The organism is Achromobacter sp. FW305-C-30-7, assembly GCF_058783105.1.
Genome location: NZ_JBYSYI010000013.1, coordinates 138360 through 158781 on the forward strand (window position 1 = coordinate 138360; position 20422 = coordinate 158781).

Sequence of the window (20422 nt, forward strand, 5' to 3'; positions counted from 1 at the left end):
TTAGCGGCGATAAACGATATCGGCGCGGCGGTTTTCCGCAAAGTCGGCTTCCGACGTGCCAGTCGACTTCGGCTTTTCTTTACCGAAGCTGATGGTTTCGATCTGGTTGTCGCTGACGCCCAGCAGGGTCATCATGCGGCGCACGGCGTCGGCACGGCGCTGGCCCAGGGCCAGGTTGTATTCAGCGCCGCCGCGTTCGTCGGTGTTGCCTTCGATCTTGATGGTCTGCTGCTGATGCGAGGCCAGGTACTTGGCGTGGGTTTCGACCAAGCTGCGGTACTGGTCCGACACCGTGTAGCTGTCGAAGTCAAAGTACACCGAGCGCTGTTGCGCCAGGATGCTTTGGGGGTTGAAGGGATCAAGGATCTGGCCAGAGGCCGAGGATCCTTGGCCAGCGCCTCCGCCCTGACCCGCTTTATCGTCGAGAGGGACGGAGCTGCAAGCTGCCAGGGCGGCAGCCAGAGCGGCGATGGTTAGGCTTTTGGCAATGCGCGACTTCATGATAGTTCCTTTGCAAAGAGAGTCACACGTGTTATCGGGTAAATGGGCCCCAAGTCGGTTCACGTATTTCCCCATTCAGTACCGAAAGCGTCTGCCGTACGCGGCCATCGCTCGACACACCCGCAAGCACGCTACGTCCATTTTGGATGGCGGCGTAGAGGACTTGCATTCCATTTGGCGCAAAACTCGGGGACTGATCGTCACGACCATCAGTCAGCAAGGTCTCGGAGCCTGAGGACAGGTTCAGCGATGCGATACGAAACGCGCCGTCGCGTCTTGCAACGTACAGTAGCGTCGATCCATCGGGGGAAATTCGGGGTGATATGTTGTAACCACCATTAAACGTGAGGCGGCGAGCTTCGCCGCCACTCGAGCCGGTCTGATAGATTTGCGGCCCGCCGCTGCGGTCACTCGTAAAGATAATGGAAGCACCGTCTGGCGTAAAGCTCGGTTCGGTGTCAATCCCGGGAGAACGCGTAACTCGCGTCGGATTGGAGCCGTCCGTTGCGCCAACGATGTAAATTTGCGACAAACCATCGCGGGTCAGGGCCACGGCCAGCTTGCTGCCGTCGGGCGACCAGCCGGGTGCGCTGTTGTTGCCCTTGAAGTTGGCGACAGGCGAGCGGGCGCTGGTGGCCAGATTGTGCACGTAGACGACAGGTTTGCCGGATTCGAAGCTCACATAGGCGAGCTTGGAGCCATCGGGCGACCAGGACGGCGAGATGATGGGCTCGCGCGAACGCAGTGCCACCTGGGGATTCTGGCCGTCGGCGTCGGCCACCTGCAATTCGTAGGTGGCGCCCTTCTTCAGCACATACGCGATACGCGTCGAGAAGACGCCCTTAACGCCGGTGATCTTCTCGTAAATGCGGTCGGCGATCTGGTGCGCGACGCGGCGCAGTTCCTGCTCGGTGCCCGAGAACGCCACGCCATCCAACTGGCTCTTCTTGACCGTGTCGGCCAGGCGGTAGCGGACGTCGTAGCGGCCGTCGCCGCCGCGCGTGATGCTGCCGTAAGCGATGAAATCCGCGCCCTTGCCGCGCCAGTCGTCGTGGGCGATGGGGGAGTCCACATTCAGGCCGGAACCTGCGGCGTTGATCAGGCGGAACTGGCCCGTGCGGGTCAGGTCGGCGCGGATCACTTCGGCCAAGGCGCGGCCATGGGTGTCGTCAACCGCGAAATCGGCGATGGCCACGGGGTACTGGGTGGCGCCGGTGCCGGAAATGTCGACGCGCAGCTGCGCATGGGCGGGCTTGATGGCCATCAGGCAGGCCAGGGTCAGCATCAGCAGACCGAGTCCATACGATCGCCAGAGAGCGAGGGGGGGTACTCGTCGGCTATAAGCGGGAGTCATATTCATCAATCTCCTGTCAATCATACATTCTGTACACAACGTCAATAATGGGTTCGTAGCGGCCCGTCGAGGGCTTCGGGAACGGGTTGCAACGGCGGATGCCCGTCTCGACCGCGCGGTCGAAGCCGGCATTGCCCGAAGAACTGGTCAAAGTGACGCCATTGACCTTCCCGTCGGAACCTAACTGTACCCGGTATTGTGCCGTGGGATTTTCCGATCCGCTGCGGGCCGGGGGCGGATATGCCACCCCGGGTTGCACGCAGGCGCGGACCTTGGCGCCATAGCCGCTGTCGCGTCCGCCGCCCGCCTGGTTGCGGTCGGCCGTGCCGCCGGGGATGCCGGCGGCGCCCAGGGCGTCGTTGCGGAAGGCATCCTTCAGCGCCTTGTCGGCAGCGGCCTTCTTGGCGGCTTCTTCCTTGGCCTTCTTCTCGGCCGCAGCCTTTTTCTCGGCGGCGGCTTTCTCGGCGGCGGCCTTTTCAGCCTTTTCCTCGGCGGCCTTTTCGGCAGCGGCCTTCTCCGCCGCCGCCTTCTTGGCGGCGTCGTCCTTGGCCTTCTTTTCCGCGGCCGCCTTGTCGGCAGCAGCCTTTTCAGCCGCGGCCTTCTCGGCAGCAGCCTTGTCGGCGGCCAGGCGTTCCTGCTCCAGACGCTTCTTTTCCTTCAGTTCGGCCTGCTTGCGCTCTTCCTCGAGGCGCGCCTTTTCCTTGGCGGCTTCGGCCGCCTGGCGTGCCTTTTCTTCCTGCTCGCGCTTCTTCTTGGCTTCCTGCAGCGCGATTTCGGGGTCGACTTCCTCGGTCTTGGGCTGAGCTTCGGGCTCGGGCTTGGGAGGAGGAGGCGGCGGAGGAGGCGGCTCGGGCGCCTTTTCAGGCTCCGGCTTGGGTTCCGGTTTGGGCTGCGGCTTCGGCGGTTCGGGTTGCGGCGTGGGCGGCGGAGAGTCGGGCGAGTTGCCGTCAGCCCAGAGCTGGACCTGTACGGGGCCGGGGCTCTCGGAGCGCCAGTTCACGCCAAAGATCAAGACGATCAGCAGCAGCACGTGCACCGCCACGGCCAGAATCAATGCCTTCCGGTTGTCGTGGTTCGGCGGGGTGGCCGGGGGGCCGCTGCGGTGTCGGATTATGGGTGGCGTCATGAGCGTTGCATGCCGGCGGCGCCGGCGGAAGGCGTCGCGTTAGCGTTTTTTCGCGGGTGCGGGCTGGGAGCCGCCGGCGGACTGGTCCACCAGCAGGCCCAGGCGGGTGATGCCGTTGGTGCGAAGTTCATCCATGACCTTCACGACCGTCTCATAGGGCACCTTGCCGTCGGCGGCGATGACCACCGGGGTTTCCGCGGTAATGCGCGAACGCACTTGCGCCACCAGTTCGGGGCGCGCGATGTCCTGCATGGTGGCGCCGGGTTCGCGCATGCGCAGGGCAATCTTGCCGTCTTCCGAAATCTGGACTTCCAGCGGCTTGACCGGCACGTCCGAAGCCGCGCCGACCGAGGGCAGCTGGATCAGGCCGGGCGTGATGAGGGGCGCGGTCACCATGAAGATGACCAGCAGCACCAGCATCACGTCGATGTACGGCACCACGTTGATGTCGGCCTTCATGCGGCGGCCGGACCTGCCGCGTGAGCTTACCGAGGGCATTAGCGCACCTGCCGTTGCAGAATGTTCAGGAATTCATCGACGAAGCTGTCGAAACGGATCGAGATGCGATCGATGTCGTTCGTGAAGCGGTTGTAGGCGACCACGGCGGGAATTGCCGCGAACAGGCCGATGGCGGTGGCGATCAGCGCTTCCGCGATGCCGGGGGCCACCGAGGCCAGCGTGGCCTGCTGCATGTTCGACAGGCCGATGAAGGCGTGCATGATCCCCCAGACCGTGCCCAGCAGGCCGATATAAGGGGACACGGAGCCGGCCGAAGCCAGGAAGTTCAGGTGCGACTCCAGCGAATCCATCTCGCGCTGGTAGGCGGCGCGCATGGCGCGGCGCGGGCCGTCCAGCACGGCGGTGGCGTCACCCGCGGCATTGCCGCGGCGGGCTTTCAGGAACTCGGTCATGCCGGCGTCGAAGATGCGGGCCAGGGCGCCTTGCTCATCGCGGCGCGAGGCCACGGCCTGCTGCAGCATGGAGAGGTCGCCGCCCGACCAGAAATCGTCTTCGAAGCGGCGGGTCTGGGCATGGGCCCGCTTGATCGCCAGCCGCTTGGCGAAGATGTAGGTCCAGGACATGATCGAAATGCCCAACAGCATCAGCATGATCAGCTGGACCGGCACGCTGGCGTGCGAAATCAGCGAAAGCAACGACATGTCGTTGGTGACTTGCATGGTTATTCCTGAATGAATTCCAGTTTGGCGCGAACGTCAGCCGGCAACTCCGCCGGCCGCATGTGAATGGCATCGACGCAGCAGACTTGGATGTTGCCTTCGGCAAGCAGTTCCCCGTCGCGTTCCGCGCGTTGCGCGAAGTGTATCGAAGCGCGGCCCAGTCGTGTGACTCGGCTGCGTATGGTAAGTAAATCGTCCAGCCTGGCCGGCTTGCGGTAGGACATGTCCAGGGAGCGGACAACGAACAGTCGTTGCTCGCTGACCGCCAGGTTGGACTGGTTGACCCCCAGGTTGCGCAGCCACTCGGTGCGTGCGCGTTCCAGGAATTTCAAGTAGTTGGCGTAGAACACCACTCCGCCTGCATCCGTGTCTTCGTAGTAGACACGGACTTGCAGGACGGATTCGGCGGACTTCGGGTCGGTCACGATGGATGGCAAAGGGCGGTCGGGACGCGAAAAGTCCGTAGTTACTATAAGGTTTACAGCGTGTCGAGCTTCGTCAGCACGGCTTCAAGCGCGGACTCTACCGGAATCTTGGCCGCTTCGGTTTCCCGACGGGCCTGCAATTCCACCACACCATCGTTCAGGCCGCGTTCTCCAACTGTTACACGCAGCGGCGCGCCGATCAGCTCCCATTCAGCAAACATCACGCCCGGGCGGGCATCGCGGTCATCCAGGATGACGTCCACGCCGCGCGCCAGGAGCGATTCATAAAGTTTCTGCGCGGTGTCACGCACGGTTTCACTTTTGCCCCAGCCGACCGGGCAGATTACCACTTCGAAGGGGGCGATCGCGCGCGGCCAGATGATGCCGCGGGCATCGTGGTTCTGCTCGATGGCCGCGCCCACGATGCGGGTCACGCCGATACCGTAGCAGCCCATTTCCAGGACGGCGGGCTTGCCGGTCTCGTCCAGGAAGGTGGCCTTGAGGGCTTCCGAGTACTTTTTGCCCAAGTAGAAGACGTGGCCCACTTCGATGCCGCGCTGGATCGACAGGGTGCCCTTGCCGTCCGGCGAGGGGTCGCCCGCGACCACGTTGCGCAGGTCGGCCACCAGTTCGGGCTCGGGCAGGTCGCGGCCCCAGTTCACGCCCTGGATGTGGAAGTCTTCCTTGTTCGCGCCGCAGACGAAATCGGCCATGTTGGCCACGGTGCGGTCGGCGATGACGTGCACCGGACGGACGGTCTTGACCGGGCCCAGGTAGCCGGGCTTGCAGCCGAAGGCCTCGACGATCTCGGTTTCCGTGGCGAAGCGGAAGCCGGCCAGGCCGGGCAGCTTGCCGGCCTTGATTTCATTGAGCTCATGGTCGCCGCGCAGCAGCAGCAGCCAGATGTCGGCGCCTTTCTCGCCGTCGGTGGCCAGCACGATGGACTTGATCGTGCGTTCCAGCGGCAGGCCCAGCAGCTTGGCCACGTCCTCGCACTTGGCGGCGCCCGGCGTGGGCACGTCGGCCATGGCCTGGGCGGGTTCGGCGCGGGTGGGGTACAGGGCCACGGCCTCGGCCAGTTCGATGTTGGCGGCGTAGTCGGTGTCGGCGTTGTAGACCAGCAGGTCTTCGCCGGTGTCGGCGATCACCTGGAATTCGTGGCTGCGGGTGCCGCCGATCGAGCCCGTGTCAGCGGCCACGGCGCGGAATCCCAGGCCCAGACGGCCGAAAATGCGCATGTAGGCGTTGTACATGGTGTCGTAGCTGGCCTGCGCGCCGGCTTCGTCACGGTCGAAGGAGTAGGCGTCCTTCATGGTGAACTCGCGGCCACGCATCAGGCCGAAGCGCGGACGGCGCTCGTCCCGGAACTTGGTCTGGATGTGATAGAAGTTCACCGGCAACTGGCGATAGCTGTGGATTTCGTTGCGCGCGATGTCGGTGATGACTTCCTCGGACGTGGGCTGCAGCACGAAATCGCGCTGGTGCCGATCCTTGATGCGCAGCAGCTCGGCGCCGTACTGCTCCCAGCGGCCCGACTCCTGCCAGAGCTCGGCCGGCTGGACCACCGGCATCAGCAGCTCGATCGCACCCGCGGCGTTCATTTCTTCGCGGACGATGGCCTCGACCTTGCGGATGACTTTCAGCCCCAGGGGCATATAGGTGTAGATGCCGCCCGCGAGCTTGCGGATCATCCCGGCCCGGGTCATCAGCTGGTGGCTGGCGACTTCGGCTTCGGAAGGGGCTTCTTTGAGGGTGTTGATGTGGTAGTTGGATGCGCGCATGTTTAAAGGTGGCAGCAGATACGTATAATCGACCGTAATTGTATTGAATTCGGTGGGGGTGGCCCATGCTTGACCGCGAAGGCTACCGCCCCAATGTCGGCATCATTCTCGTCAACGGTAGAAACGAGGTCTTTTGGGGCAAGCGTATCAGGGAACATGCCTGGCAGTTCCCCCAAGGCGGCATCAAGTACGGCGAAAGCCCGGTGCAAGCCATGTATCGCGAACTCCATGAAGAGGTGGGCTTGAAGCCCGAGCATGTCCGTATTTTGGGGCGTACACGCGATTGGTTACGTTATAACGTGCCCGATCACTTCGTCCGGCGTGAGTGGCGCGGCCACTATAAAGGACAAAAGCAGATTTGGTTCTTGTTGCGCCTGGTAGGACGTGACAGCGATGTGTGCTTGCGCGCGACGCAGCATCCGGAATTCGATGCCTGGCGCTGGAGCCAGTATTGGGTGCCCCTGGATGCCGTGATCGAGTTCAAGCGCGATGTCTACACCCAGGCGCTGAACGAGTTGTCGGCTATCCTCTTCCGGCGCCATCACGAAACCCGCTACCTGCGCCAACGGGTGCACGGGCAACGGGCGGCAGACAATCTGCCCGAAGGAACGGACGGTCATGCGCATATTGTTGGTTGAAGACGAACGGGACATGGCGTCCTGGTTGATGCGCGCACTCGCCCAGAGCGGATTCGTGCCGGACCACGCGGCCGACGCCCGTACCGCCGAAGCCTTCATGGCGGGCACCGAATATGACGCCATCGTCATGGACCTGCGCCTGCCTGACAAGCATGGGCTGGTAGTGCTGCGCGAAATGCGCAACCGCGATGACCGCACCCCCGTGCTGCTGCTCACCGCCCAGGGCGCCCTGCAGGATCGCGTGCGCGGCCTGAACCTGGGCGCGGACGACTTCCTGACCAAACCCTTCGCGCTCGAGGAACTGGAAGCGCGCCTCACGGCGCTGGTGCGCCGCAGCCGCGGCCGCCAGCATCCGCGGCTGCAATGCGGCTCGCTATCCTACGACAGCGAAAGCCGCGCCTTCACCCTGGACGGCTCGCTGCTGTTCCTGACCCCGCGCGAACATGCCGCCCTGGCCGCCTTGTTGACCCGCAGCGGCTATCCGGTGGACAAGTCCCAGTTGTTCGGCAAGGTCTTCACCCACGACAGCGAGGCCAATCCGGATGCCATCGAGGTCGTGCTGCACCGGCTGCGCAAGAAACTGACCGGCAGCGACGTGCGCATCGTCACCGTGCGCGGGCTGGGCTACATGCTGGAAAGCGTCGCCAGCGAGTCCGCGGAATCCTGAGTGAGGCTGCGGCTATCCGAGCTGCCGCGCGTGGGCATCCGCGCGCTGCTGATCATTCTGCTGCTGCCGGGCGTGATCATGCTCCTGGTGGTAGACAGCGTGAACGACTACCGCACCCTGGCCGAGATCACCAACGAAGCCTACGACAGCGCCCTGGTGGAGCCGGCCCGGGTGCTGGAAAGCAGCCTGGAATTCACGCCTGACGGCAATCTGCAGGTCGCCACGCCGCTGTACGCGCAGGTGATGCTCGAGTCCCGCGCGGGCCTGCGCAAGTACTTCCGCATCGAAGAGATCGACCCGCCCCTGCCGGACGGCGCCGCGGTGCCCACGGCCCCGGGCAAGACCCTGCTGGGCATGCCGGAAATGCCGCGTCCGCCCAGTTGGCCGCGCTCCAACAGCCAGCCCATCTTCTACGACAGCGTCTATCGCAACGATCCCGTGCGGGTCGTCGCGGTGGTGCGGGATCTGTATTACCAGGGGCAACATCGGCAGGTACTGGTGGTCGTGGCCGAAAGCACCGGCAAGCGTATCGAAGCCGAGAACAACGCGCGGCGCCAGGAAATCCTGCGCGACACGCGCATGCTGGCGCTGGTGGCGCTGCTGGTGTGGTGGGGCGTGTCGTGGGCGCTGAAGCCGCTACGCCGGCTGCGCAACGATATCCGTGCGCGCCGCCCGGATGACCTGACGCCGCTGGACGCCTCGCGCGTGCCCAGCGAAGTGGCGCCGCTGGTCGATGCGGTCAATCACCATATCGCCCGCTACCGTCGCGTCCTCGATGAACAATCGCAGTTCCTGGCCGATGCCTCGCATCAGCTGCGCACGCCGCTGGCCATCATGCTGACCCAGGCCCAGTACGCCCTGCGCGAGCGCGATCCGGCCCGCGCGCAGGAAGGCCTGCGCGGCATCGTCGACCAACTGGGCCGCACGCGCCGCCTGACCGAGCAGTTGCTGTCCCTGGCCCACGCCAATCAGGCCGATCAGCTGCCGCGGCAGTTGCTGGACATGAACGCCGTGTCGCGCGAGGTGGTGCTGCAATACCTGCCGCTGGCGCACGAAAAGCAGCAGGACCTGGGCTGGGTGCAGGCCGGCTCCGAAGAGGGGCTGGAGATCCCCGCGCCGGTTTCGGGCAACGAGGCCGAACTGCACGAGGCGCTTTCGAACCTGGTGCACAACGCCATCCATTACGCCCCAGTTGGCGCGCGCATTACCGTATCGGTCTGCTGCCACGCCAACCGCGCCGAGGTTGCCGTGTCCGACAACGGGCCGGGGCTGGACCCGATACTGCGCCAGCGGGCCTTCGCGCGTTTCGAACGCGTCGGCACGGACAAGCCGGTCGCCTCGTCAGGGTCCGGCCTGGGACTGGCGATCGCCCGCGCCTATGCCCGCCGCAACGACGGCGACATCGAACTGCGCGACGGCGAACCCAACGCCCAGGGGGGCGTAGGACTGGCTTCCGTGCTGTGGTTGCCGCTCGCGTCCACCGTCTCGCAGTATCCGCGTCCGCTCGATGTCGAGCTCAAGGGCGATCAGTAACTTCTCCGCATTTCCGCTTTCATCCGCAGCTTCCGTTCAGGGATAACCCCCGAATTCAGGATCGCGACAGCGCACAGAAAGCGGATTAGCAGCTTCCTTCCGTAATCTGCGTCCGGGCCTGTCGCCAGGACCCGGGTCGCGCTCGCTTCGAGCGGCACATCCCCGGGCAGGCGCGCGGCCGCACCACGAAGGAGGATGAAGTGCAAAAGACAATCAATAGAAAGGACTATTACGGCGGAGCGCTGATGGTCCTCATCGGGCTGGGGGCAATCTACGGCGGGACCGACTATCACATCGGCACCTTGAGCCACATGGGCCCCGGATTTTTCCCTGCGGCGCTCGGCGGTCTGCTGGCGCTGACCGGCGTGCTGATCGCCATCTCGGCGCGCTCGGGCGAATCGTCGGCGCCGCCGCCCGGCGACGGCCACGGCCATGGACTGCCGGATTTCCGCGGCGGTGCCTGCATCCTGCTGGGCATCCTGGCCTTCCTGCTGCTGGGCCATTACGGCGGCTTGCTGCCCGCTACGTTCGCCATCGTATTCATCTCTGCGCTGGGCGATCGCAAGAACACGATCAAGCAGGCCATCCTGCTTTCGGTCGCCATGACCGCCATCGCGGTCGTCGTCTTCTGGTGGGCGCTGCAACTGCAGCTTCCGCTGTTTCGCTGGGGTTGAAGCGCCATGATTTCGCAATCCTTGATGGACCTCTGGTACGGCTTCGGCGTCGCCTTCCAGTGGCACAACCTGATGTGGTCGTTCTTCGGCGTGCTGGTGGGCAACCTCATCGGCGTGTTGCCCGGCATGGGCGCGCTGTCAGCCATTTCCATTCTGCTGCCGCTGACCTACGTGATGCATCCGGTGCCCGCCATCCTGATGCTGGCCGGCATTTTCTATGGCTCGCAGTACGGCGGTGCCATTGGCGCGATCCTGCTGAATCTGCCTTCGCACCCGCCGCACGCGGTCACCTGCCTGGACGGCTATCCGCTGACCAAGCAGGGCAAGGGCGGAACAGCGTTGGGCATCACGATGATCTGTTCGTTCTTCGCCGCGTCGGTGGGGATCATCGTCATGATCTTCGCCTCGCCGCTGCTGGTCGAAGTCGCGTTCAAGTTCGGTCCGACCGAGATTTTCTCGATCATGCTGCTGGGCCTGTTGGCCGGCGCCACGATGTCGCGCGGCTCGCCGCTCAAGGGCGTGGCAATGACCTTGTTCGGCCTGATGTGCGGCGTGGTGGGCACGGACGTGAACACCGGCACCATCCGCTTCTCCTTCGGTCTGCTGGACCTGTCCGACGGCCTGGAACTGGTGGCGATTTCGATGGGCCTGTTCGGCGTGGCCGACTTCCTGATGAGCGTCAACCGCATGACCATCATCGGCAGCGGCGCCAAGCTGCGCCTGCGCGACATGCGGCCCAGCAAGCAGGAACTCAAGACTGCTTTCTGGCCCATGGTCCGCGGCACGGCGGTGGGCACGCTGTTCGGCGCCATGCCCGGCACCGGTCCCACCATCACCACTTTCGTGGCCTATGCGCTGGAGCGCAAGATCTCCAAGACGCCCGAGAAGTTCGGCACCGGCATGATCGCCGGCGTGGCGTCGCCCGAAGCGTCTTCGCACTCCAAGACGCAGGTCGACTTCATCCCCACGATGAGCCTGGGCATTCCCGGCGACGCGGTGATGGCGCTGATCCTGGGCGCGCTGCTGATCCAGGGCATCCAGCCCGGCCCGCAGCTGATCACCGAGCATCCGGACATCTTTTGGGGCCTGATCGCCAGCTTCTGGGTGGGTAATGTGCTGCTCATGGTGCTGAACGTGCCGCTGATCGGCGTGTGGGTGAAACTGCTGCAGGTGCCGTACCGCTACCTGTTCCCGTCGGCGCTGTTCTTCATCGCGGTGGGCGTGTTCAGCACGCAGAACAGCCTCTTCCAGATTTGGGAAGTGCTGGCGTTCGGCGTGATCGGCGCGATCCTGATGACGCTGGAGTTTTCCGTCGCGCCCATCCTGCTCGGCTTCGTGCTGGGGCCGATGGTCGAAGAGAACTTCCGCCGCGCGCTGTTGCTGTCCCGTGGCGATCTGGCGGTATTCGTGGAACGGCCGATCAGCGCCTGGTTCATTGGCGCAAGCGCCTTGCTGATCTTCCTGCAAGTGTGGGCATTCCTGCGCCGCAACAAGAACAAGGACAAGAGCAAGCCCGAGGTGCCGCAAGCGGCCTGAGCGCGGCTGCCCTCAGCCTGAACACGGCCCGGCATCTGCCGGGCCGTTTGATTTGTGGGGCGGCATCCCTCATGCTTGAGCCTTCCCGAGCCTGCACTCAGAGCCATCATGCACATACTCTTTGCCTGCCCCCACCACGATCCCGCCGCCTGGGTTCCGCTCCTGGAAGCCGCCATGCCCGGCTGTCGCATCTCCGTGTGGAACCCTGACGGCCCGCCCTCGGGCGCGGAAGCCGCCCTGGTCTGGCGTCCGCCGGCAGAGCTCTTCGCGCACGAGACCGGCCTGAAGACGCTGTTCAATCTGGGCGCCGGCGTCGATGCCTTGCTGAAGATGCCCGAGATCCCGCCGCATGTGCGCATCGTCCGCCTGGAGGACGCGGGCATGTCGGTGCAGATGGCCGAGTACGCGCTGTACGCGCTGCTGCGCGTCTCGCGCGATTTCGAAGCCTTCGATCATGCGCAGGCGCGCCAGCATTGGGACACTCGCGAAGGCTCGCGCCAGGCGGACTGGCCGGTCGGCGTGCTGGGGCTGGGGCAGGTGGGCGCGCGCGTGGCGCAGATCCTGGCCCAGTTTGGCTATCCCGTGGCCGGCTGGTCGCGTTCGCCGCGCGAGATCCCGGGCGTGGAGTCCTACGCGGGCGAAGCCGCCTTGCCGGCGTTCCTGGCCCGCACGCGCTTCCTGGTGAACGTGCTGCCGCTCACGCCGGACACGATCGGCATCCTCAATCGCGACACGCTGTCGCAGCTTCTGCCGCATGCGCATCTGGTCAACGTGGGCCGCGGCGAACATCTGGTCGAAGACGATCTGGTGCAGATGCTTGAAGAAGGCGAGATCGACGGCGCCACGCTGGACGTCTTCCACACCGAGCCCTTGCCCAAGGACCATGCGTTCTGGCGCGATGCGCGCGTGCACGTCACGCCGCATATCGCGGCGCGCACCTTGCGCGACGAAAGCATCCGGCAGATCGCGGACAAGGTTGCGCAACTGCAGCGCGGCGAATCCATCAGCGGCGTGGTGGACCGCTCGCGCGGCTACTGAGCCGGGGGCAGCGGGGCCTTTTCCAGCCGCTGGTACATGGCGGGCAGGCGCTCCGACAGGAAATCGAGCAGGGCGCGCACGGCGGGCATCATGCCCCGCCGCGACGGATAGATGCAATGCACGATGCCTTCGGGCGACTGCCACTGCGGCAGGACCTGCACCAGCTGGCCGCGCCGCAGCTGTTCGTGCGTGGCGATAGAAGGCAGCAGGGCGATGCCGCGGCCCCGCACCGCGGCCTCGGTCAGCACGATGAAGTCGTTGCAGGACAGCTGCGGCTTCAATTCAATGTGCACCTCTTCGCCCTTGTCGTTGCGCAACGGCCAGCGCACTTCGTTTTGCGGATCGCTGAAACTCAGCGTGGTATGCGTGGCGAGATCCTGCGGCGTATCGGGCGTGCCGTGGCGTTGCAGGTAGCTGGGGCTGGCGACCAGCGTGCCGCGCGCCGTGCCGAAGTGGCGCACGACCAGTTCGGCGTCCGTATCCAGCTTGGTGCGTACGCGCAGGGCCAGGTCCACGCCTTCGCGGATCAGGTCCACGCGGCGGTTGGTCACCAGCAATTGCACCGACACGGCGGGCCAGGCGTCCAGGAACTCGGGCAACAGCGGCGACAGCACGTCCTGCGCGATGGACACCGGGCAGCTCACGATCACAGGGCCGGTGGGCTCCGCCTGCAACTGCCGCATGGCGTCGTCCGCCGCGCGCGCCGAGGCGGCCATTTCACGGCAATAGTGCAAATAGCGTTCGCCAGCCGAGGTCAGGCGCAAGCGGCGCGTCGTGCGTTGCAAGAGGCGCACGCCCAGGCTTTCCTCCAGGTGCGAGATCCGGCGCGACAAGCGGGATTTCGGGATATCCAGCGCCCTGGCCGCCGCGCTGAAGCCTCCCTGCTCGACCACCTGGGAGAAGTAATAGAGATCGTTGAGATCTTGCATAATTGTTCTATTCCTGGAACGAATAGTTCATCATAACCGTATTTATGTGAACAATTAAGCGGTCTACAGTGACGCCATGCACTCGGGATCTGATCAAAGCCTACGGATCCTGACCGCCCGCAGCGAGCGGGCCCTCACTGGAGAAATTTGCAATGAAGACCCTGGTTATCCTTTCCTCTATTCTCGGCGATCGTTCCAACAGCAAGCAATTGGCCGATCACCTGATCAACCGCGTCAAGGCGTCCAACCCGGCCGCGGCCATCAAGGTCCGTGACCTTGGTGCGCAACCGATCCCGTACTTCGACGGCAACACCGCCGGCGCGCTGTTTACCCCGGCGGATGCCCGCAGCGTGGAACAGCAACGCCTGGTTGAGATGAGTGACACGCTGGTCGCTGAAGTGATGGAGGCCGACCGCATCGTCTTCGCCGTTCCGGTCTACAACTTCAACATGCCCGCGCAGTTCAAGAGCTATCTCGACCATCTGGCGCGCGCCGGCATCACCTTCCGCTATACCGCCGAAGGCGTGCCGGAAGGTCTGGTCAAGGGCAAGCAGGTGTTTGTGCTGACCGCCCGCGGCGGCAAGGCCGAAGGCACGCCCTCGGATACGCTGACGCCTTATCTGCGCCAGATGCTCGCCTTCCTGGGCATGACCGACGTCAACTTCATCGCCGCCGAAGGCATGGCCATGGGCGAAGTGGCCGCGCTGGAAGGCATTGCGCAGGCCAAGCAGCGCATCAATGCGCTGCTGCCCGCCGCGCAACAGGACAGCCTGGCCGCGTAAGCGCGGGCCCCAAAAGCAAAGGCGAGCCTCATGGCTCGCCTTTTTTCTTGCCGCGAGGGCAGGGCTCAGTCGCGCAGGCGCTTGATCAGGCTGGACGTATCCCAGCGGCTGCCGCCCATCTTCTGGACGTCGCCATAGAACTGGTCCACCAGCGCCGTCAGGGGCAGGCGTGCGCCGTTGTGGCGGGCTTCGGCCAGCACCAGGCCCAGATCCTTGCGCATCCAGTCCACCGCGAAACCGAACTCGAACTTGTCGTCGACCATGGTCCCGCCGCGATTTTCCATCTGCCAGCTCTGCGCCGCGCCCTTGCTGATCACGTCCAGCACGAGTTTCATGTCCAGATCGGCCGCCTGGCCGAAAGCGATGGCTTCGGACAGGCCCTGCACCACGCCCGCGATGCAGATCTGGTTGACCATCTTGGCCAGTTGGCCAGCTCCCGGGGGGCCAACCAGCGTGACGGCGCGGCCGAAAGACTGTGCCACGGGCTTGATCGCATCGAACACGGCCTGTTCGCCGCCGCACATGATGGTCAGCACGCCATTGACCGCGCCCGCCTGTCCGCCCGACACCGGGGCGTCGATGAAATTCAGGCCCAGGTCCTTGGCTTGCGCGTAGAGCTCGCGCGCCACGTCGGCGGATGCGGTGGTGTGGTCGACGAAGACCGCGCCCGGCGCCATGCCGGCGAAGGCGCCGTCCGGTCCCAGCACCACGCTGCGCAGGTCATCGTCATTGCCCACGCAGGCGAACACGATCTGCGCGCCGGCCACGGCTTCGCGCGGCGTGGCCGCGCTCTTGCCGCCGAACTCGGCGACCCAGGCCTGCGCCTTGGCGGGCGAGCGGTTGTAGACCGTGACCTCGTGTCCCGCGCGCGCCAGATGGCCGGCCATGGGCAGGCCCATCACGCCCAAACCGAGGAAAGTGACTTTCTGGGCTACGACAGCGTCGTAGCTCTTGGTACCGATCGTTGCCATGCAGGGAACTCCGCTTTATGAAGTTAGGGGCATCAGGGGCGCTGGCGCCTGTAAACAGGCCCTAACCTTAACGCAATCAAAAGCCCGCGGCGAGTCCATCGCGCCGGCTGTCGCTGGCGCTGACATATCCGTCCACGGCCGGGTCGCCCAGGCGCCAGATGAATTGCCCCGATCCGAAATCCATGTAGGGATCGGCCATGCTTTCGAGCAGGTGGCCGCGGACGCGCAGTCCCTCGGCGACCGCCGGGGCCAGGCCGGCCTCTACATCCAATGACAGTCCGTGGTTCCATTTCCAGCGAGGCGCGTCGCAGGCGGCTTGCGGCTGCTGCCCATAGTCCAGCATCCGCACCAGCGCCTGCACCTGCCCCTGGGGCTGCATATTGCCTCCCATGACCCCGAAACTCATGACGGGGGCGCCATTGCGCATCAGGAAACCGGGGATGATGGTGTGGAAAGGGCGCTTGCCGCCGGCCACCGCATTGGGGTGGCCGGGATCGGTACTGAAGCAATGACCGCGGTTCTGCAGGCTGACGCCGGTGCCTGGCACCACCACGCCGGAACCAAAACCCATGTAGTTCGACTGGATGAAGCTGACCATCATGCCGCACTTGTCGGCCGCGGTCAGGTAGACGGTGCCGCCGCGCGGCGCATGGCCGCTGGCAGGGGCCTGTGCGGCGTTGGGGTCGATCAGGCGCGCACGCTGCGCCAGATAGTCCGCGGCCAGCATCTGTTCGGGCGTGACGCGCATGTGGCGGGCATCGGCCACGTGATCGTAGACGTCGGCGAAGGCCAGTTTCATCGCCTCGATCAGCAGGTGCTGCGTCTCTGGATGATCTACCGGGCGGGCCGCCACGTCGAAGTTTTGCAGGATGCCCAGGGCTATCAGGGCGGCGATGCCCTGGCCATTGGGTGGAATCTGATGCAGTGTGTGGCCGCGATACGCCTGGCTGATCGGCGTGACCCATTGCGGCGCGTAATCGCGCAGATCGGCCAGCGTCAGGGCGGCGTCGTGGGCCTGGGCATGCGCCACCAGCTTGTGGGCGGTTTCGCCTTCGTAGAAGTCCCTGCCTCCGCTGGCCGCGATGCGCTTGAGGGTGGCGGCCGCGCCCTGCAGCACGAAGTGCTCGCCGACCTGCGGCGCGCGCCCGCGCGGCAGGAAATGCTCGGCGAAGCCCGGCTGCGGCTGCAGGACATCGGCTTGCGCCGCCCATTTCTCTTGCACGACGGGCGACACGGCAAAGCCGCGCTCGGCGTACTCGATGGCGGGCGCCAGCACGTCGGCAAAGGCCAGGCGGCCCAGTTTTTCATGCAGGGCGGCCCAGCCGGCCACGCAGCCCGGCACCGTCACGCTGTCCCAGCCCCGGGCCGGGATGGCGCCCTGATGCTTGCGCCGGAAGTAATCCATGTTCCACCCGGCCGGCGCCGTGCCCGAGGCATTCAGCCCATGCAGCTTGGCGCCGTCCCAGACGATGGCGAAACAGTCCGATCCCAGTCCGTTGCTGACCGGCTCCGTCAGGGCCAGCGTGGCGGCCGCGGCGATCGCCGCGTCGACGGCATTGCCGCCTTGCGCCAGGATCCGCAGGCCCGCCTGCGCGGCCAGCGGCTGCGAGGTGGCGACCACGTTGCGCGCGAACACCGGGCGCCGGATGGTGGGATAGGGGTTGTTCCAGTTGAAATTCATCTCGAATCGTCGCGTGGGGTAAACCCCTAGCTTAACGTACGCGAACTGCGTTTGAACATATTCCGTATTGAGTGGTATCGATCCGTAGCGTTTGTCGGACTGAATTCCGCGCGCACAAAGAAAAACCCCCGGGCGGAACCCGGGGGTTTTCAGGGCGAGACTGCCGCTGAGCGGCAGGCTGCGCTTTACTCTTCTTCGACGAAGGTCTCTTCGCGCTTCTTGCGGATCGCAGGCAGCGCCACCAGGATCACCAGGAAGACGGCGATGGCCAGCAGCGAGGCCGACAGCGGACGCGTCACGAAGGTCGTGAAGTCGCCGCGCGACAGCAGCAGGGCGCGACGGAAGTTCTCTTCCATCATGGGGCCCAGCACCAGGCCCAGCAGCAGCGGTGCGCCTTCGCACTTCAGCTTGGACCAGACGTAGCCGATGATGCCGAAGATGGCGGTGGTGAAGATGTCGAACGTGTTGTAGTTCAACGAGTACACCCCGATCGTGCAGAACACCAGAATCGCCGGGAACAGGATGCGGTAGGGCACCTTCAGCAGCTTGACCCACAGGCCGATCAGCGGCAGGTTCAGCACCACCAGCATCAGGTTGCCGATCCACATCGAGGCGATCAGGCCCCAGAACAGCTCCGGGTGGCTCGTCATGACTTGCGGGCCAGGCTGGATGTTGTGGATGGTCATCGCGCCGACCATCAGCGCCATCACGGCGTTGCCCGGGATACCCAGGGTCAGCAGCGGGATGAACGAGGTCTGGGCCGCAGCGTTGTTCGCCGATTCCGGGCCAGCCAGGCCGGCCGGGTGGCCCTTGCCGAAGCGTTCCGGGTTCTTCGAGATCTTCTTTTCCAGCGTGTAGGACGCAAACGACGACAGCACGGCGCCACCGCCCGGCAGGATGCCCAGGGCCGAACCCAGGGCCGTGCCGCGCAGCACGGCGGGAGCGGCTTCCTTGAATTCCTGCTTGTTGGGATACAGCGAGCCGATCTTGTCGGTGATGTCGACGCGGTTTTCCTTCTGCTCGAGGTTGGTCATGATTTCGGCGAAGCCGAACACGCCCATGGCCACGATGGCGAAGTCGATGCCGTCCTGCAGCTCGGGGATGCCGAAGTCGAAGCGGGCAACGCCCGAGTTCACGTCGGTGCCGACCATGCCCAGCAGCAGGCCCAGCAGGATCATCGCGATAGCCTTGGGCAGCGAACCCGAAGCCAGCACCACGGCGCCGACCAGGCCCAGGCACATCAGCGAGAAGTACTCGGCGGGGCCGAACTTGAACGCGACTTCAGCCAGCGGGGGCGCGAAGGCGGCCAGCAGCAGCGTGGCCACGCAGCCTGCGAAGAACGAACCCAGCGCGGCGATCGCCAGCGCGGCGCCAGCACGGCCATTGCGGGCCATCTGGTGACCGTCCAGCACGGTCACCACCGCGGACGTTTCCCCTGGCAAAGCCACAAGAATTGCCGTCGTGGAGCCGCCGTATTGGGCGCCGTAGTAGATGCCTGCCAGCATGATCAGGCCGGCTACCGGGGGCAGCACGTACGTGATCGGCAGCAGCATGGCGATGGTCGGGACGGGGCCGATGCCCGGCAGCACGCCGATCAGCGTGCCCAGAATGCAGCCCAGCAGTGCGTAAAGCAGGTTCTCGGGCGTAAACGCCACCGAGAAGCCCAACATCAGGTTGTCAAACAATTCCATGACCGGGTGCTCCTTAGTTCATGCCCAGAAACGACGGCCACAGCGGGAAAATCAGCCCCAGCCCCTTGACGAATGCCAGATACGAGAACAGCACCAGGAAGATGCCGTTGGCGACGGCGACCTTCAGGCTGAACTCGTGGCTGGCCAGGCTGCTGACGACAACCAGGACGAATACCGAGATGTAGATGCCCAGCAGCTTGAGGATGAAGCCGTAGAGCACGACCGATCCGACCACCAGGAACACGATGCGCCAGTCGAACTTGTCGACGTGGGTGTCGTGCGCCTTCTTGGACATCGAGCCAAGCAGCACGATGGCGCCCAGCAATGCCAGAACAATGCCTAGCCAGAAAGGAAAATACCCTGGGCCCATTCGGGCGGCAGTACCCATTTGGTAGCTGCTGGCCTGCCAGGCGAATCCCAGTCCTAGGGCGATGAACATCACCCCCGACCAGAAGTCCTGTCGATTGCGTAGCTGCATGATTGGTTGGCTCCTGTTTACAGCATGTAGATAAAAAGGTCTGTGGCCACTCCCGCCGACAGGCGAGTGACAGGCACAAAAAAGGCACTTCGGGGTGCCGTTTGTTCTTATGAAAGGTAAGGCTGGGATTCTTGAAAGGGCGAATGGTAATGGACGCCCGCCACGCTGCAAACCCTGTAAGGTCGGTGAAAGGCTGGGGTTTTCCCTAAAATTCGGGAACTCCCGACCCCGAGTTGTAACGGGTCAGGAAGTTTGAGGGCTTTTTGAAAGCTAAGTGAAAGTTTATAGAAAGAAAGGCGAAAGCAGGATCGGCCGGATGCGTGGCTTTCGTATGAGTGAGGGATAAATCCTACTGAATATTGCCGGGTTTCTCACCTTGCGTGAAGAGACCCCGTTCAACTCAGGATGGTTTACGATAGCGCCCATGCTGCAAGATCTAGACCAACTCGCCGCCCGTATCGGGCAACTGGTGCAACGCACCCGCCAACTCCACGCAGAGCGTGACGCGTTGCGCCAACGCCTGAACGACACTGAAGCCGAGCAGCGTGTGCTCAAGCAGCGCGCCGCCGAGCGCGAGGCCGAAATCGTCACGCTGCAGAGCAAGCTTCAGGACAACGACGGGGCGGTCACCGCCATGCTCGAGCAAGCCCAGCAGGCTGAAGCCTCGCTGCGTGAGCAATTGGCTCGCGAAACTTCCGAGCGCCAATCGCTCGAATCGCGTTTCTCCGCCAGGGAAACCGAACTGCAGGGCAATCTGCAGACCCGCGACACCGAATTACAGCGCTTGCGCGTGGCTGCCGCATCGGCCCGCGAGCGCATTGACGCCGTGCTGGCCCGTCTGCCGGGTGCACCGTCTGGAGAGCAACACTGATGGAACGCGTAGATGTCACCATACTGGGGCGCGACTATTCCCTGGCATGTTCCGCCGAAGAGAAACCGACGCTGCTGGCCGCCGTGCGTCACGTGGACCAACTGATGCTGCGCATCCAGGGCACGGGCAAGGTCTCCAGCAACGAACGCATCGCCGTGATGGCCGCGCTGCAAGTCGCGGGCGAACTGCTCGCCATGAAAGCGCCCGACGGTCCTCTGGGCGGTTTGGCGGTCGGCGACTTCAAGCGTAGAATCGAGGACATGAACGCAGTACTCGATGACGCCTTGTCGGGTCAGGAAAAACTGCTCTAACCGTTCATAAAGCAGTATTCAAGTATTTTCAGTTTGTCCCTGCCGTGTTCGTGACTAGGCCATACATTCTCTGAACCTATGTCTTTTGGCATATTGGTTGCGGGAGTGCAGAGCTGGAGTGATCGTCTCCCGTAGACGAACCCGACGCTCTTCGGAACGCGACCACCTTGAACCTCAGGGTTCGAGATGCCGGCCTTGACGGCACAGGCGGGGCATCTATCCCAGCGGGCCTGCCATAAGAGCAGGTCCGCCCCGGG

At 64.5% G+C, this 20422-nt stretch carries 21 protein-coding genes and 1 other RNA gene; 10 read left to right on the top strand and 12 right to left on the bottom strand.

Going from position 1 to position 20422, the window contains the following annotated elements:
• From pal to AC3WOB_RS29400, 7 genes are read right to left on the bottom strand one after another with little or no spacing between them, the layout of a single operon-like run.
• Entirely contained in the window at positions 1–501 is a 501-nt protein-coding gene (gene pal, locus AC3WOB_RS29370) for a peptidoglycan-associated lipoprotein Pal (RefSeq protein WP_013391490.1), read from the bottom strand.
• A gap of 31 nt (positions 502–532) precedes the next feature.
• On the bottom strand, positions 533–1855 hold the full coding sequence (gene tolB, locus AC3WOB_RS29375) for a Tol-Pal system beta propeller repeat protein TolB (RefSeq protein ID WP_041654868.1): 1323 nt from the start codon (positions 1853–1855) through the stop codon (positions 533–535).
• Between the two features lie 16 nt (positions 1856–1871).
• The gene (gene tolA, locus AC3WOB_RS29380; RefSeq protein WP_492276971.1) at positions 1872–2981 is read right to left on the bottom strand and encodes a cell envelope integrity protein TolA; all 1110 of its coding nucleotides are present in this window, start codon (positions 2979–2981) and stop codon (positions 1872–1874) included.
• A gap of 39 nt (positions 2982–3020) precedes the next feature.
• Positions 3021–3479 carry an ExbD/TolR family protein gene (locus tag AC3WOB_RS29385; protein ID WP_041652194.1) on the bottom strand — a complete coding sequence of 153 codons (459 nt, stop codon included), beginning with the start codon at positions 3477–3479 and terminating at the stop codon, positions 3021–3023.
• Positions 3479–4159 (bottom strand): protein TolQ, encoded by a 681-nt coding sequence (gene tolQ, locus AC3WOB_RS29390; protein WP_013391494.1) that lies wholly within the window; start codon positions 4157–4159, stop codon positions 3479–3481. The genes AC3WOB_RS29385 and tolQ overlap by 1 nt, the downstream gene beginning before the upstream one ends.
• Before the next feature lie 2 nt (positions 4160–4161).
• Positions 4162–4584, bottom strand: a complete 423-nt coding sequence (gene ybgC, locus AC3WOB_RS29395; protein WP_013391495.1) for a tol-pal system-associated acyl-CoA thioesterase — start codon at positions 4582–4584, stop codon at positions 4162–4164.
• 53 nt (positions 4585–4637) lie between these two features.
• Positions 4638–6365 (bottom strand): proline--tRNA ligase, encoded by a 1728-nt coding sequence (locus AC3WOB_RS29400; protein WP_207473491.1) that lies wholly within the window; start codon positions 6363–6365, stop codon positions 4638–4640.
• Between the two features lie 65 nt (positions 6366–6430).
• Between AC3WOB_RS29400 and AC3WOB_RS29405 the strand changes: the two genes are divergently transcribed.
• The 6 genes from AC3WOB_RS29405 to AC3WOB_RS29430 all read left to right on the top strand — a co-directional run bounded on the left by AC3WOB_RS29405 (position 6431) and on the right by AC3WOB_RS29430 (position 12451).
• Positions 6431–7003 (top strand): RNA pyrophosphohydrolase, encoded by a 573-nt coding sequence (locus tag AC3WOB_RS29405; RefSeq protein ID WP_013391497.1) that lies wholly within the window; start codon positions 6431–6433, stop codon positions 7001–7003.
• Positions 6984–7670 (top strand): response regulator, encoded by a 687-nt coding sequence (locus AC3WOB_RS29410; protein ID WP_013391498.1) that lies wholly within the window; start codon positions 6984–6986, stop codon positions 7668–7670. The genes AC3WOB_RS29405 and AC3WOB_RS29410 overlap by 20 nt, the downstream gene beginning before the upstream one ends.
• Before the next feature lie 30 nt (positions 7671–7700).
• Positions 7701–9203: a sensor histidine kinase gene (locus AC3WOB_RS29415; RefSeq protein ID WP_085947832.1), complete on the top strand. Its 1503-nt coding sequence runs from the start codon at positions 7701–7703 to the stop codon at positions 9201–9203.
• Between the two features lie 245 nt (positions 9204–9448).
• Entirely contained in the window at positions 9449–9877 is a 429-nt protein-coding gene (locus tag AC3WOB_RS29420) for a tripartite tricarboxylate transporter TctB family protein (protein WP_207473562.1), read from the top strand.
• Positions 9878–9883: 6 nt separating this feature from the next.
• Positions 9884–11413, top strand: a complete 1530-nt coding sequence (locus tag AC3WOB_RS29425) for a tripartite tricarboxylate transporter permease (protein ID WP_013391501.1) — start codon at positions 9884–9886, stop codon at positions 11411–11413.
• A gap of 108 nt (positions 11414–11521) precedes the next feature.
• A complete protein-coding gene (locus AC3WOB_RS29430; protein ID WP_492276972.1) occupies positions 11522–12451 on the top strand; it encodes a 2-hydroxyacid dehydrogenase in 930 nt (309 codons plus the stop codon).
• On the opposite strand, the gene AC3WOB_RS29435 is transcribed toward AC3WOB_RS29430, so the two are convergent.
• The gene (locus tag AC3WOB_RS29435) at positions 12445–13380 is read right to left on the bottom strand and encodes a LysR family transcriptional regulator (RefSeq protein ID WP_013391503.1); all 936 of its coding nucleotides are present in this window, start codon (positions 13378–13380) and stop codon (positions 12445–12447) included. The two genes, AC3WOB_RS29430 and AC3WOB_RS29435, sit on opposite strands and share 7 nt — an antisense overlap.
• Before the next feature lie 152 nt (positions 13381–13532).
• Between AC3WOB_RS29435 and AC3WOB_RS29440 the strand changes: the two genes are divergently transcribed.
• A complete protein-coding gene (locus AC3WOB_RS29440) occupies positions 13533–14162 on the top strand; it encodes an FMN-dependent NADH-azoreductase (protein ID WP_492276973.1) in 630 nt (209 codons plus the stop codon).
• A gap of 65 nt (positions 14163–14227) precedes the next feature.
• On the opposite strand, the gene AC3WOB_RS29445 is transcribed toward AC3WOB_RS29440, so the two are convergent.
• The 4 genes from AC3WOB_RS29445 to AC3WOB_RS29460 all read right to left on the bottom strand — a co-directional run bounded on the left by AC3WOB_RS29445 (position 14228) and on the right by AC3WOB_RS29460 (position 18983).
• Positions 14228–15133 (bottom strand): NAD(P)-dependent oxidoreductase, encoded by a 906-nt coding sequence (locus tag AC3WOB_RS29445; RefSeq protein WP_013391505.1) that lies wholly within the window; start codon positions 15131–15133, stop codon positions 14228–14230.
• A 76-nt stretch (positions 15134–15209) separates the two neighbouring features.
• Positions 15210–16814 (bottom strand): gamma-glutamyltransferase family protein, encoded by a 1605-nt coding sequence (locus AC3WOB_RS29450; protein WP_492276974.1) that lies wholly within the window; start codon positions 16812–16814, stop codon positions 15210–15212.
• 185 nt (positions 16815–16999) lie between these two features.
• The gene (locus tag AC3WOB_RS29455) at positions 17000–18505 is read right to left on the bottom strand and encodes a tripartite tricarboxylate transporter permease (protein ID WP_013391507.1); all 1506 of its coding nucleotides are present in this window, start codon (positions 18503–18505) and stop codon (positions 17000–17002) included.
• Between the two features lie 13 nt (positions 18506–18518).
• Positions 18519–18983 carry a tripartite tricarboxylate transporter TctB family protein gene (locus tag AC3WOB_RS29460; RefSeq protein WP_013391508.1) on the bottom strand — a complete coding sequence of 155 codons (465 nt, stop codon included), beginning with the start codon at positions 18981–18983 and terminating at the stop codon, positions 18519–18521.
• Between the two features lie 424 nt (positions 18984–19407).
• Here AC3WOB_RS29460 and AC3WOB_RS29465 point away from each other — a divergent pair, with 424 nt between their 5' ends.
• The 3 genes from AC3WOB_RS29465 to ssrS all read left to right on the top strand — a co-directional run bounded on the left by AC3WOB_RS29465 (position 19408) and on the right by ssrS (position 20383).
• Positions 19408–19854 (top strand): hypothetical protein, encoded by a 447-nt coding sequence (locus AC3WOB_RS29465; RefSeq protein WP_013391509.1) that lies wholly within the window; start codon positions 19408–19410, stop codon positions 19852–19854.
• Positions 19854–20165: a cell division protein ZapA gene (locus tag AC3WOB_RS29470; protein WP_006388757.1), complete on the top strand. Its 312-nt coding sequence runs from the start codon at positions 19854–19856 to the stop codon at positions 20163–20165. Before AC3WOB_RS29465 ends, AC3WOB_RS29470 begins: the two co-directional genes overlap by 1 nt.
• 33 nt (positions 20166–20198) lie before the next feature.
• A non-coding RNA gene (gene ssrS, locus AC3WOB_RS29475) (6S RNA) lies at positions 20199–20383 on the top strand.
• The last annotated feature ends 39 nt before the right edge of the window (positions 20384–20422 follow it).